Here is a 12,726-nt window from a genome sequence, read left to right as displayed (position 1 = left end):
TCATTAGAAATTAACATTTATTCCAAAACCAAACTCGCGCCTACGCGGATACCGGCCACTGTCATTCCCCGGTGTTAATGCCGAACTTGAAGAAAACTCAGGATCGTACCAGGAATAATTTGTCCAGGTGAGCAGGTTTGCTCCATACACATAAGCCCCAATATTTTTGAGTTTAATGCGCGAAGCTATATTTGCAGGCAGGTTATAGGTAAACTTTGCATAGCTGAGCCTTATAAACGAAGTATTTTCCAGGAACCGGGTTTGCGTACCAGGGAAGTTAGCGGTTGAGTTTTTGCGACCCATATAAGGTATATTGGTAATATCCCCCTGGTTTTTCCACGAATTATAAGTGGTATTATTATCGGCAACAATGCCCGATGTTGCAAGGTTATCTAAAGTTTGCCTTGGGCTGTTATAAGCCTCTCCGCCCCAGGTGGTGTTAAGCGTAAACGACAAGCTAAATTGTTTGTAAGTAAACGTATTGATGATAGCACCGTAAAACGATGGCTGGGCATTACCAATGATCTGCCTATCGTTAGCATCAATCACGCTATCCTTTTTAACGTTGTCAAATATCATATCGCCCCCCAGCAATAAAGCTCCGCCAGCGTACATATGGTGCACTGTACCCGTATAAGTATTACCGTTCAGCTCATAGCCCGTGGCAGTTTTACCATCGGCAGATACGCCAACCGGTGTTAACCTATTCCAATCACCGTCATAAGCGTTTGAGGCATCATACCTGTAAACGCCCAGGCCCTTGTAGCCATAAAAATCGCCGATTTTGCCGCCCTCCTGAACCAGGTAGGTAGCGCCTCCTGCCGTGGCCAAAAATGGTTGATGATTGTAAAGGCTCCTGATTTTGTTGCGCTCGATAGATAAACTCGCGTTAATATTCCAGATAAAATTTTTGGCAGCAACCGGTGTTGCGTTTACAGAAAACTCCCAGCCGTTATTTGCAATATCGCCAACGTTTACATATACGTTGGTAAAACCCGTCTCCACGGGAATATTACGTTGATAAAGCAAATTTTTAGTTACCTTTTGATAATAATCAGCTGTTATATTGAGCCGGGAATTGAAGAATTGAAGATCTAAACCAATGTTTTTCTGAATGTTACTCTCCCATTTTAATTGCGTATTGCCAAATTGGTTGCTTAAAACTACGCCATTGATAGCATTATAAAAGGACGAGCCAAAAGTATAAATCAGCAGGTTGGAGTTGGCCGGAATACGATCATTACCCACCTGCCCATAGCTCACTCTCAGCTTAGCATCGCCCAGGACTTTTTTAGACCAACTCATGAACGATTCGTCGGAGAAGCGCCAGGCAGCAGATGAGCCATAAAAATTACCAAACTGATTGGATGAACCAAATTTTGACGATCCATCCCGGCGATAAACTGCGCTGATGATGTACCGGCTTTTGTAGTTGTAACCTGCACGGGCGTAAAATGATTCGCGGCTGGTTGATCCGGCGTCGGTTCCCGTATTGGTCAAATCTACAGTACCGGCAACGTTTGAGGTATATATAGTTTCGTTTGCATAATTTGTACCCGCTATTTTAAAGCTGTTATTCTGCGTTTTTTCGGCACTTATACCTGCTACGGCAGATATGGAATGGTTTTGGCCAAATGTTTTATTGTAATTTAAAAATCCCTGGTATGCCCAGTTGGTGTTAACGGCAAAACTCTCCCTCCCCGAATTAACCAACGGGTTGGCACTGCTTAATAATTTAGGATCAAAGAAAGTATTATGGGGCGTTGATAAACCAAAATCGAAGTTATTGGTTAAGCGCAGGTCCTTGGTAATGCTATAATCAACCTGGTTAAACAAATCGCCGGTATACGTATTGGTTACGTTAACCTCCAGTAATGCAACTGACAACTGGTTGCGACGCCCGCTAATGTAACCGGTTAAGGTACCATCGGGATAATACAACGCTAAGTTTGACGGCCGCTGAAATGCCTGGTTAATGGTATTACCTTCGTTAATGTTATTGTTGGTATTGAAACCAAAAGATAAACGGTTGCTATATTTAAACTTAGGCGATACCTGGTAATCTAAATTAAAACGGGCCTGCAACGTTTTTGAATAGCTGTTAACTATCAGCCCCTGATCATTAATATACCTTATGCTTGAGTAGTATTGTACGCTTTTTTCGCCGCCGCTCACGCCAAAATCAATGATATCTTTTTTGGCCAGTTGTGTAATTACGCTCTGATTATCGTTATCTGAGTTAAAAACCACATTTAATGAGTCGTTTGTGGTGGTTGGTTTATCGGGGCTATTACCGTTGTACAAATTTCTTTCAACACGCAGGTCTTTTGAGTTTGGCTGCTCCAGCTTATGGGCCATTACGCCAAAAATGCGGGCATACTGGGCGTTAATAAGCGGCTTACCCGGCTGCCCACGCTTGGTTGTAATTAATATGACACCATTGGCTGCCTGCGAACCATAAATAGCGGCGGATGCAGCGTCTTTTAGCACCTCAATTGATTGGATGTCATTGGGGTTTACGTTATCGGCACTTTGGCTTAAAATACCGTCAATTACAAAGAGGGGCGAATTACCGGCAGTTGAAAAGGTAGACCCGCCGCGTATTTGAATGGAGCCGGTTGCGCCAGGCTCGCCCGAGTCATTTACTACCAATACGCCCGATGCCTGTGATTGTAAAGCATCGATAAGGTTTATTGGATGGCGTTCTTCTATCTGTTTGGCAGTTACGGTTGATATTGCCCCGGTTAAATCGCGTTTTACCACCGATTGACCGTACCCGGTTACCACTACCTCGTTTAAATCGGTAGACGATTCCTTTAGTGTAACATTGATAGTTTTACGATCGCCGACCGCTACTTCTGTAGATATAAAGCCGATAAATGAGAACGTTAACACAGCATCGTTATCCGGCGCGTTGATGGTAAATTTTCCGTCTAAATCGGTAACAACACCCGTTTGCGCCCCCTTTACCCTTACACTTACGCCAGGCAACGGGCCTCCTTTATCGTCGGTTACACGCCCGGTAATATACCGGGGCGGCGGCTGTAAGGTTTTATCAAAAATTATAACCAGGTTGTTATTGCCCAGCTTATATTTTAAATCTGTTTTGGTTAGCAATACATCCATCGCCTCGCTTATCGAAGCATTTTTAAGGATGATGTTGCCAATATTCTTTTCATTCAGGGCATCGTCGTTGTAAACAAAACGATAACTGCTTTTTTTCTCAATTTCGGTAATCGCCTTTTTTACCGAAACATCGTGAAGATTAACGTTAATTTTATCCTGGGCGTAGCCTTTTGCAAAAACCTGAAATGCAGATATAATTATCAGGATTAAGGTACACTTTGTCATGAGTAATATTTTTAATAGGCATTGCAACCGCACATTACTTATGCGGCAAGCATTTTTTTTCATAATTTAGTATTTAGGTTACTTTAATTATTGGTTTAAGAAGACTCGTAGTTGCGGTACCAATTATTGCGGGGAATGCGACAACATTCTCCGCTTTTTTGGTTTAATAGTTTTAAAGTTCAAATTTTATCATAGGCATATTTTTAGGTATTAACATTATTGGTTAGTAAATAATCACCTCTTTGTACTCAATCAAAAAGTTAAAATTGCTGGTTGCTCTTAGTGCCTCCAACGCTGTACTTAGCGACTCCGTGGTGAATTTCCCGCTAAACCTTTTCTCCTTTAAATCATCATTTTTAAATGAAATGGAAACGCCATACCATCTTTCCATTTTTTTTGCCACTTCATCAAAATACTCGTTATCAAATACCAGTTTATTTTCCAGCCATTGCGCTTCTGACGGCAACGAGTCGGTTTTTGCGGTGCGCAAAGTGCTCAAGGTAATCAGGGCTTCGTCTTTATTGTTATGATTGTGTTTGGGATTAAGGATTGTCAATTTCTCGGCGGGTTTTAATATAATCCGTTGTTTTGGCCCCGTAGTGGTAATCAATTCTATTCTCCCCCGTATCAGTGATGTTTCAGAAACATTGTCGTTTGCATACGACCGGACATTAAAAGCAGTGCCCAGCACTTTTATACGCATAGAAGCCGTATTTACAATAAATGGATGTTCGGCATCTTTCACAACATCAAAGAAAGCCTCGCCGGTCAGGCGTATTTCCCTGTTGCCGTTACCATAATTTGTTTTGTAAAAAATTTCGCTCCCTGCGTTAAGCCAAACCTTAGTGCCATCGGGCAATACAATCTTGCTAATGTTTCTTCCAGCTGCTACAACTTGATAGGTTTTAACATTATAGTTACCTGAATAATTTTTCCAATAAAAAAAAGACAATAGGGCAAACACCAGGCAAGCCGCTGCAACGAGTGCCTGAATAACCCTACGCTTTGTATTTTTAATCCGGGGGACAGCCTCGTTAGCAGGGCTTTGAAATGTATCGGAATCTGTGTTACCGGTTTCGAGTCGGCTCTCGAGTTTATCCCATTTTTGCTGAAGTTTATGCGGAATAAAACGGGGTGGCTTATTGGGATTTTGCCGCCACATGGCCTCTAATATTTGTATGGAATAAACATCGGCCCAGGGCTGCATGAGCAAATGATGCAGTTGACGAAGCTCTTCGGGAGTAGCCTCGTTATTAAGTTTTTTGCCGACAAGTGTCCAAATAGTGTCCTGATCCATTTTTTTGCTTCAGAAACAAGGACAGGAGAAAATGAAAATACCCCAGTGAAAAATAAAATTTAATTTGAGGATGCTTTTTTTATTGTTCTTTTATGGTGATGAGGCGATGCAGATATTGCCGTGGCTATTGCCTTAAGCGCATTTTTCATGTGATACTCAACGGTTTTAACTGAGATATTTAGTATCTCGGCCACCTTACGATATTTCAAACCATCCTCCTTAACTAATTTAAATACTACTTTGCATTCATCGGGTAGCCGCTGTATGGTATAATTGATGATTTTTGCGAGTTCATCGGTGATGATTACATCCTCAACAGAACCATTGGCATCTTTAAGCTCAAAACTAACCGATTCTATATCAACACAAGTTATCCGATTTGACAAATTATGATTGATGGCCCTGTTTTTTACCGCTACATATAAATAAACCGTCAAATTGTTCACTTCTGTTAGCCCGGCCCGGTTAGCCCATATTTTCACAAAAACGTCGTCCACAATCTCCTCGCCTACCTCCGTTACCTTCACGTAGGAGCAGGCTAACTTCAACAACCTTTCGTAGTATAAAAAGTAGATCTTTTTAAAAGATGCCAGATCACTGTCACGCGCAATTTTTATTAATAGATCTTTAATATTAATATTTAACATTCTTTAATGAGGTTTTGGTACGCGCATTTACAGGGGGGAAATGCATACAATTGGTTACGCTAAATTTAGTTGAGAAAAACAAAGCAGAAGTAAACTATAATAGCTTATTACTAATCTGCTTTTACAATTCGAACAAGCAGTGGTTGTTGAGGCGGGTCTTAAAGCGAATATGGAGGGAAGATCAGGAAATTGCTGCGCCCAATAAAATACTTCCTTGCTATAACAATGGTATCAAAAAAAAAGCGGACAGAGACGAAAATCCGTCTCTGTCCGCTCAAGGTTTTCCCACATGGACTCGAACCACGATTGTCTGAACCAGAATCAGAAGTGCTACCATTACACCATAGGAAAATATCAATCAAGCGCAGATTACGCCTGCTTAATATGCAAATATAAGACCAATGGCTTTATTTAGCAAAAATAGTTAAAGACTGGTTTCAGTATATTTTTTGAAATTATCCAGGATAGCCTGCCAGCCTCCCCTTTGCATTTCAATAGGATTTTGCGTTTCGGGGTCAAATGTTTCCGTTACCTTAGTGGTGTCGCCATCGCCAACAAACTCAATTCTTACTTTCCGGCCATCACCAAGCCCATATTCTATCAGGCTATATTGCGCTACATTACTGTAAACACCTTCAAAATCAAAACTGAAACTTCCATCTTTTGCAGCCATGGTTGTTTTAAACTTGCCGCCTGTTTGCGCGTCGTTATCGGCGTAAGGCGCGTGCCAATCGTCTGATGCATGGCACCATTGGGTAATATGCTCCGGTTTAGTCCATGACTCCCAAACTTTTTCTATAGGCGCGTTTATGGTGGCTTCTACGGTGATAGGTGTTTTAGCTGCAGTTTCCATTTTATTTTTTTTATTGATTTGTTGTTTATAAAATTAGCAGAATATTTTAAAACGGAATATGGCTAAATGCGACATTTGTGGGGTGTGAATTACAGGTAGAAATGTTTAATATAATTAATTGCGTTTTTATATTTGGCGCAACAATAAGCATCCTTTATCACAATAATTCTGCCCTATCATTAAAAAAACTATAGCCGATGAGTTTTCTAAAGAATATATTTAAAGGTGGCGAACAACCTGTTAGGTCGTACGCAGATTTTTGGACTTGGTTTCAAAAAAATGAAAAGGCTTTTTTCAGAGTAGTTAAAGAAAAGAGGGATATCCACAAAGATTTTTTCGACAAACTTTCGCCAAAGCTTAACGAGCTTAAAGATGGATTTTATTTTTCAACCGGCATATTTGATGAGCATACCGTCAAACTTGTTTTGACTGCCGATGGCGCAATCAAAAACATTCCCTTTGTAGAAGAGCTTGTTAAAGCCGCCCCCCAAATAAATGGTTGGAAGTTTACCGCACTGAAACCTGCTTTAGACATTACAAACGTATATATCAAAATGGGCGGCTATAAATTTGCAGATGAAAACATCCATTTTTATGCAAACACTTCGAATGAATTCCCTGATGAAATAGATATCACCGTTTTACATGACGACCTTACCCAAAAAAATAAAGACACCATCATCAATGGGATATACATTTTCCTTGACAATTTCATTGGCGAACTAAATTTTGCTACAACCATAGATAACGTGAATGTTATAGGTAAAAGCGAGGCGGAAAAAGAATTAGTACCAATAGCCAAACTAAAAGATTTTTTAAAATGGCGCGAAAAAGAATTTATTGAAAAGTACGAAGGCATAAGACACAACACACAAAACGACACTTATTCGGGGCTTGAAGCAACCCTGAACAGCGGCAATCCCGTGGTGGCTATCATTAACACCGATTTACTTAACTGGGACAGCAAAGCATCGCACCCCTGGATTATGAGTGTTGAAATTAAATATGGCGGTACAGCCAATAACGGCATGCCCGACGACAAAACCTATCAACTGTTGGATGATATTGAAAAGGATATACTTCGTGAATTGAAAGACTTCGACGGTTACCTGAACATTGGCCGCCAAACTGCAGAAAACACCCGGGATATATATTTTGCCTGCAGAGATTTCAGAAAACCATCCATTGTCGCTTATAGTATTGTACAAAAGTATTCCGGCCAGGTTGATATAACATATGATGTTTATAAAGACAAATACTGGCAATCATTCGAGCGGTTTAGATAGTTATAACATGCGGCGAACAGCAATTAATTTATGTTGTATCGATGGGCTACCAGTAGAATCATTGTTTACTATATTCAAGTGCAATGTATTTTAAAATCATAGTATTGGGGATATAAATTAAGAAATAAAGCATCATATATTTATCATATTCAAATCACTATCAGTTTAATTGTGTGGTAATTAATACCTTTATCTTAGTATTTAACAAGCAGCTATGCAAGCCATCACTATCGACGAATTTTATAAACAGGTAGGTAAAGACGATACAGAGTCGCTGTTACCGGCCGGCATCAATAAAGAAATAGGACATTTCAATATATTCAACCTGGAAGAACTGATTCCTCGTTTTAAAGACGACCCGGGGCATATGCCCTACAACCGCAGGGCTTACTACAAAATAAGCCTGGTGAGGGGGAAAAACATTGCGGAATATGCTGATAAGGTGATCCACATCGAAAAAAATGCTTTGCTTTTTGCTACGCCTAAAATACCCTATAACTGGGTACCGCAGGATACGGACCAGGCCGGATATTTCTGCATTTTTACCGGCGATTTTTTAATACAATCAAAAAGTGGGGCTGTATTAGATGAATTACCCATCTTTCGCCCGGGTGGCTACCCGGTTTTCCAGGTTACCGATGCGCAGGCAAACGAACTGGAGCTGATGTTTAAAAAAATGCAGCAGGAAATAAGCTCTAATTATTTGTTTAAGTACGATCTTATCCGCAATTATGTAATGGAGGTAATTCATTACGGCCAAAAACTGGAGCCCCTAACCACCTACAACAGTGCGCATAATGCATCGGCCAGGGTATCATCCCTGTTTATCGAGTTGCTGGAAAGGCAATTCCCGATAGCATCTCCACAGCAAAAAATAACATTACGAACTGCGCGCGATTATGCCGACCGCTTGGCCGTCCACAGTAATCATTTGAATAAAGTTTTGAAAGAAAATACCGGCAAAACCACAACCGAGCATATAACCAACCGGCTTATCCAGGAAGCTAAAATCCTGCTCAAACAAACCGATTGGAACATATCAGAAATTGCCTACAGCCTGGGATTTGAACAGCTATCGCACTTTTCAAACTTCTTTAAAAAACAAACATCACTATCGCCAATTGAGATACGGGCAAAAATTGTTTGAAATTGATAAATAGCTGATTGATGATTGCAAACATGTTATGGACAATGGCACGTAGCTTAGCGCTATAACAACATAACATCATGACCATTAAATTAATTAGCGGCGCCCTTATTTTATTTGCAGCCTTTATGAGCATAAAACACGGCTGGCAGGGATTAACAATGAAACCAGGTGCCACTGGCCTCGAAGCAGAATTGTTTGGCAAATTGAATTTAAGCCAGGCTACACTAAAAGTACTATCGGTTTTGACACTGCTAAGCGGACTACTTATCCTTATGCCGCAGACTTTTTTAGCAGGTAACATTTTAAACGCTGCCCTGATATTTTTCCTGATGGTGATGTTTTTTTACGTACGTGAATTCAAAACCGCTTTAATTGAGATACCTTTTCTTTTAATTCCGTTGGCATTGATATATCTGAAATATCCACTTGGATAAATTACTTATAATTAACACATCACTCATTCTTATCATCAAAGCTAAATCAACGTATGTTTAATTACTTTATAAATTAGTTTAATGGCTTTAAAGGTAATAGATAATAAGATACTTGCATAAATTTCGCTATATTTTATCAGCAAAAATTTTCATAAAAAAGCCACTTACAAATGCAAGCGGCCCTCTTAATTCTTGATTCTTAATTCTTGCATCTATTTTATTAACGCCTTAATCTTCGTTCACAAATGAACGCAGCATCCAGGTATTTTTTTCATTAAACTGCATAAAGCGGTTCACCATATCGTTGGTACCGTCGTCGCCGGCTTTGGCAGTGATATCTAATATTTCCCTTTCCTTGGCTATCAGGGCGGCAAGGTCGTCAATAATGGCCTTTACCATTAGGGTATCCTTTAAACCAATGGTTTGGATTTCTTTAATTTGGGCAGTTTCAATATAGTCTTTGAAAGTACTATACGGTGGTTTACCTAACGATAGGATCCTTTCGGCCAGTTCATCAATGGTTAATAAAGCAGCGGTATACAACTCCTCAAACTTAAGGTGCAACGTAAAAAAACTTGGCCCTTTTACATTCCAATGGCATCCGCGTAGTTTTTGGTAATGGATGTGGTAGTTTGCCAAAAGATCGTTCAAATGGTCGACAACCGGCTTTACTTTTGTTTCTTCTAAGCTAATTTGTTCAGCATTCATAGTAGTAGTGATTTAGTGCTTTTAATACCGCCGCAGCGGCAATGTTTGGTAAAATTAACACTGTTTTGAAGATATTAAGCATATTTACACACTTTATGACAAAGTTGCTACCATTCATCCAACATCAGTGTAAATGGCCCGTGTGGCGTATCGAGATTGACGGGCCGGGTAATATTATATTTCTGGAAGTACGCAATAGCGGGGATAAATTGGTTTCATTTACATCAATCAGCCTGGATAGCGGTATCGTAAACTTTGAAGGACTTACAACTCCCGAGCGATGGCTTACAGGTATCGAGACCGCGTTTGACGGAGTACTTGTTTTGCATAATTATCAATCAGAAAAAGGCCCGGCACACAAGGGATTAACAGCTATTGACGGGCTGTCCGGAAAAACCTTATGGAGCAATTACACCCTGGCATTTGATCATCTCTCGGCAACTGGACCGGTAGTTTACAATACTCAAATACAGCCCCCAAAGCTCGTTCTGGCCGATATCAAAACCGGGGGGACAGTAAGAACCTATCAGCCTGTTATTGATGTGGGCTTCAACAACCATATTTTAAGCCCGCAGGTGTTACCGGCACAAGCATTTAAAAGTTTGCCCCCCGGTGTTGACGCCTACGGAAATACCGTGGATTACCTTGAGCACAATAATTTTAGAATTGTATCTTTGCACACGTTTTTGGACGGGCAACTTAAACAGCACCTTTATATTTTTGACGATGAAGGTGGTACTGTTTATCACGATTTGTTGCAAAGCGATATACAAAAATTGCAGCCCGAGGCGTTTGTAGTACATGATAATAAACTGATCTACCTTAAAAACAGGTCGGTGTTAATAGTTTTAAATTTACAAAATACTGTATTATAACATATTATGAAATTAAAGGTCCTTTTATTGATCGCTCCCCTACTAACCATTTCTGTCTCCGTTTTTGCAAGCACTGCTAAAGATTCCATTGGTGTTGAAAACCAAAATGGTAAAAAAATCATCCTTCACAAATTAGATCCTAAAGACAATTACTACTCCATAGGCAGGCGCTATAAAGTAAGCCCAAAAGCCATTATCCAGTTTAACAACAACGCCCCGCTTAAAATTGGCGGTACTATTAAAGTACCTACCGACCTGCCATTTGATGAAACACAAACGGCAACCACTGTGCAGCCTACAAAACCTGCGGTACAACCGGCTGTAGTACAGCAAAAGCCCCAGGTTCAGCCCCCTGTTACCAAAACGCCAACTGTAGTTCAACAACCGGTTGCACAGCCACAAACCGCGCCGGTAGTACAGCAACCGGTTGCAGCAGCGCCAAAGCCAGCTACACCTGCACCAACAACAACGCAGCCAGCCGCAGCTGTAAATATGGATAATGTACAACAGTACAAGGTATCGGCCGGCGAGACGATTTACTCTATCGCAAAAAGGTTCAATACTTCAGTTGAGGATATCAGAAATTTAAACAACTTAAGCTCTGATGATCTAAAAGCCGACCAGATAATCAAAGTTCGTACCGGTATGCCGCCAGAAGAACGGACGGTTGCCAAGCAGGATGTATTGAAAACCGATTCGGCAAACATGCCAATTGATAGTGCCGACGCAAAATTTAAAGCCAACCGTTTTGGCTTATATGAAAAAAACGAAAAAGGCGTAGCCACCTGGATAGATGATACCAGCCTTGACCCTAAAAAAGAATTGGTGTTACACCGCACCGCACCAATAGGCACGGTTATAAAAATCACCAACCCGATGAATAATCATACTACTTATGCTAAAGTAGTGGGTCGTTTCACCGATAGCGAGGCTACCAAAAATGTGCTCATTGTAATGACCAAAAATACTGCCGATGCTTTAGGCGCCTTAGATAAACGCATTAACGTAAATATCAGCTACGGAAGCCCGAATGAATAAACCTTATATTATTGGAATTGCCGGTGGAAGCGGATCTGGCAAAACTTTTTTTTTGAAATGTTTCCTGGAGCATTTTACTGCCGATGAAGTATCCCTGGTATCGCAAGACGATTACTACATCCCCGTGGCGCACAATATGACCAAGGAGGAGAATAAGCTATACAACTTTGATCTACCCTCGACTATAGATGACCGGCATTTTCATGATGATATTGGCAAGCTTTTAAATAAAGAACCGGTTATTAAGCATGAGTATACTTTCAACAACCCCGATGCCATCCCAAAGGTGCTGGAAATAAAGCCTGCCCCAATCCTGATAGTAGAAGGCCTGTTTATACTGCACTTTAAAGAGATTGCCGGCATGCTGGATATGAAAATTTTCATAGAGGCCGAAGATGACATAGCCCTGCAGCGCCGCCTTAAACGCGATTTGCTGGAACGTGGCTACTCGCACGATGATGTGATGTACAAATGGGTAAACCATGTGGTGCCAGCCTATAAAGAGTTCCTGTTACCTTACAAAGATGAATGCGATAAGGTGATAACCAACAACACACACGTTGCAGACGATATCATCGCGGTGACAGAAGAAATATCAGCTGATTTGAGAGAAAAGCTTTTTTAAAAGAATTTGAAAATTTGAGGATTAACAAATTATTTCAGACATTTTCAAATCTTCAAATTTTCAAATCCTCAAATTAAGATTAGTTTCCTATAATTTTCCTGGTTTCGTTGTGGTAATCGGTTTTGGTAATTACGCCGGCCCTGAACAGGTTTCTCAACTTTGTAAGTTCAGCTTCTATTTTAGGGCAGCAGTTGTGGGTATTGAGTTTGTATGATCGCAGCGGGTCTTTGTCAGTGCGGAGCGCCCAAACTAACGAAATTATCCAGGCTATCACAGTCCAGCCTAAAAGTACGTTCAACAGTAGCACTGATAAAAAGTTATTTTTTTCCCTGGCCATTATAGATGGCAGGAGATAAACGGGCATTGTAATGGATAACAAAATGAATATTAGTATCAGTTCTGGATAATCTATCATAACTTAATTTAATATTGTCATTTATACGCAATAACTTATCTGTAAGA

At 40.5% G+C, this 12,726-nt stretch carries 12 protein-coding genes; 6 read left to right on the top strand and 6 right to left on the bottom strand.

Annotation, left to right across the window (positions count from 1 at the left end; all coding sequences use genetic code 11):
- Window positions 1–3 precede the first annotated feature (3 nt).
- The 4 genes from BMX56_RS14250 to BMX56_RS14230 all read right to left on the bottom strand — a co-directional run bounded on the left by BMX56_RS14250 (window position 4) and on the right by BMX56_RS14230 (window position 6,148).
- Complete coding sequence (locus tag BMX56_RS14250; protein ID WP_177183814.1) at window positions 4–3,351, bottom strand: TonB-dependent receptor; 3,348 nt, start codon at window positions 3,349–3,351, stop codon at window positions 4–6.
- 223 nt (window positions 3,352–3,574) lie between these two features.
- Complete coding sequence (locus tag BMX56_RS14245) at window positions 3,575–4,648, bottom strand: FecR family protein (RefSeq protein ID WP_090649013.1); 1,074 nt, start codon at window positions 4,646–4,648, stop codon at window positions 3,575–3,577.
- A gap of 59 nt (window positions 4,649–4,707) precedes the next feature.
- Window positions 4,708–5,295, bottom strand: a complete 588-nt coding sequence (locus tag BMX56_RS14240; protein WP_090649009.1) for an RNA polymerase sigma-70 factor — start codon at window positions 5,293–5,295, stop codon at window positions 4,708–4,710.
- Window positions 5,296–5,719: 424 nt separating this feature from the next.
- Window positions 5,720–6,148 (bottom strand): SRPBCC family protein, encoded by a 429-nt coding sequence (locus tag BMX56_RS14230; protein ID WP_090649005.1) that lies wholly within the window; start codon window positions 6,146–6,148, stop codon window positions 5,720–5,722.
- A gap of 197 nt (window positions 6,149–6,345) precedes the next feature.
- On the opposite strand from BMX56_RS14230, the gene BMX56_RS14225 reads away from it, so the two are divergent.
- From BMX56_RS14225 to BMX56_RS14215, 3 genes are all read left to right on the top strand, one after another.
- Complete coding sequence (locus tag BMX56_RS14225; protein WP_090649000.1) at window positions 6,346–7,434, top strand: DUF695 domain-containing protein; 1,089 nt, start codon at window positions 6,346–6,348, stop codon at window positions 7,432–7,434.
- A 214-nt stretch (window positions 7,435–7,648) separates the two neighbouring features.
- Window positions 7,649–8,581: a helix-turn-helix domain-containing protein gene (locus BMX56_RS14220; protein ID WP_090648995.1), complete on the top strand. Its 933-nt coding sequence runs from the start codon at window positions 7,649–7,651 to the stop codon at window positions 8,579–8,581.
- Between the two features lie 80 nt (window positions 8,582–8,661).
- The gene (locus tag BMX56_RS14215; RefSeq protein WP_090648991.1) at window positions 8,662–9,018 is read left to right on the top strand and encodes a hypothetical protein; all 357 of its coding nucleotides are present in this window, start codon (window positions 8,662–8,664) and stop codon (window positions 9,016–9,018) included.
- A gap of 228 nt (window positions 9,019–9,246) precedes the next feature.
- Here the strand turns inward: BMX56_RS14215 and BMX56_RS14210 are convergent, their stop codons facing one another.
- Window positions 9,247–9,726, bottom strand: coding sequence for a Dps family protein (locus BMX56_RS14210; protein WP_090648986.1), 480 nt, complete (start codon window positions 9,724–9,726; stop codon window positions 9,247–9,249).
- 95 nt (window positions 9,727–9,821) lie between these two features.
- On the opposite strand from BMX56_RS14210, the gene BMX56_RS14205 reads away from it, so the two are divergent.
- Genes BMX56_RS14205 through BMX56_RS14195 form a run of 3 tightly spaced genes read left to right on the top strand, consistent with a single transcriptional unit; the run spans window position 9,822 to window position 12,264 of the window.
- Entirely contained in the window at window positions 9,822–10,601 is a 780-nt protein-coding gene (locus BMX56_RS14205) for a DUF4905 domain-containing protein (protein ID WP_177183813.1), read from the top strand.
- Between the two features lie 6 nt (window positions 10,602–10,607).
- Window positions 10,608–11,639, top strand: coding sequence for a LysM peptidoglycan-binding domain-containing protein (locus BMX56_RS14200; protein ID WP_090648977.1), 1,032 nt, complete (start codon window positions 10,608–10,610; stop codon window positions 11,637–11,639).
- The gene (locus BMX56_RS14195) at window positions 11,632–12,264 is read left to right on the top strand and encodes a uridine kinase family protein (RefSeq protein WP_090648974.1); all 633 of its coding nucleotides are present in this window, start codon (window positions 11,632–11,634) and stop codon (window positions 12,262–12,264) included. Before BMX56_RS14200 ends, BMX56_RS14195 begins: the two co-directional genes overlap by 8 nt.
- A 79-nt stretch (window positions 12,265–12,343) precedes the next feature.
- On the opposite strand, the gene BMX56_RS14190 is transcribed toward BMX56_RS14195, so the two are convergent.
- Entirely contained in the window at window positions 12,344–12,679 is a 336-nt protein-coding gene (locus tag BMX56_RS14190; RefSeq protein WP_090648970.1) for a superinfection immunity protein, read from the bottom strand.
- Window positions 12,680–12,726 lie beyond the last annotated feature (47 nt).

The organism is Mucilaginibacter sp. OK283 (genome assembly GCF_900110415.1).
GTDB lineage: Bacteria > Bacteroidota > Bacteroidia > Sphingobacteriales > Sphingobacteriaceae > Mucilaginibacter.
This window is presented reverse-complemented; position numbering and strand designations above follow the sequence as displayed.

What these genes read in the sequence shown, in the direction of transcription:
- BMX56_RS14250 (WP_177183814.1), bottom strand. Translation starts at nt 3,351, where the DNA reads ATGACAAAGTGTACCTTAATCCTGATAATTATATCTGCATTTCAGGTT.
- BMX56_RS14225 (WP_090649000.1), top strand. Translation starts at nt 6,346, where the DNA reads ATGAGTTTTCTAAAGAATATATTTAAAGGTGGCGAACAACCTGTTAGG.
- BMX56_RS14200 (WP_090648977.1), top strand. Translation starts at nt 10,608, where the DNA reads ATGAAATTAAAGGTCCTTTTATTGATCGCTCCCCTACTAACCATTTCT.
- BMX56_RS14195 (WP_090648974.1), top strand. Translation starts at nt 11,632, where the DNA reads ATGAATAAACCTTATATTATTGGAATTGCCGGTGGAAGCGGATCTGGC.
- BMX56_RS14205 (WP_177183813.1), top strand. Translation starts at nt 9,822, where the DNA reads ATGACAAAGTTGCTACCATTCATCCAACATCAGTGTAAATGGCCCGTG.
- BMX56_RS14230 (WP_090649005.1), bottom strand. Translation starts at nt 6,148, where the DNA reads ATGGAAACTGCAGCTAAAACACCTATCACCGTAGAAGCCACCATAAAC.
- BMX56_RS14215 (WP_090648991.1), top strand. Translation starts at nt 8,662, where the DNA reads ATGACCATTAAATTAATTAGCGGCGCCCTTATTTTATTTGCAGCCTTT.
- BMX56_RS14220 (WP_090648995.1), top strand. Translation starts at nt 7,649, where the DNA reads ATGCAAGCCATCACTATCGACGAATTTTATAAACAGGTAGGTAAAGAC.
- BMX56_RS14240 (WP_090649009.1), bottom strand. Translation starts at nt 5,295, where the DNA reads ATGTTAAATATTAATATTAAAGATCTATTAATAAAAATTGCGCGTGAC.
- BMX56_RS14210 (WP_090648986.1), bottom strand. Translation starts at nt 9,726, where the DNA reads ATGAATGCTGAACAAATTAGCTTAGAAGAAACAAAAGTAAAGCCGGTT.
- BMX56_RS14190 (WP_090648970.1), bottom strand. Translation starts at nt 12,679, where the DNA reads ATGATAGATTATCCAGAACTGATACTAATATTCATTTTGTTATCCATT.
- BMX56_RS14245 (WP_090649013.1), bottom strand. Translation starts at nt 4,648, where the DNA reads ATGGATCAGGACACTATTTGGACACTTGTCGGCAAAAAACTTAATAAC.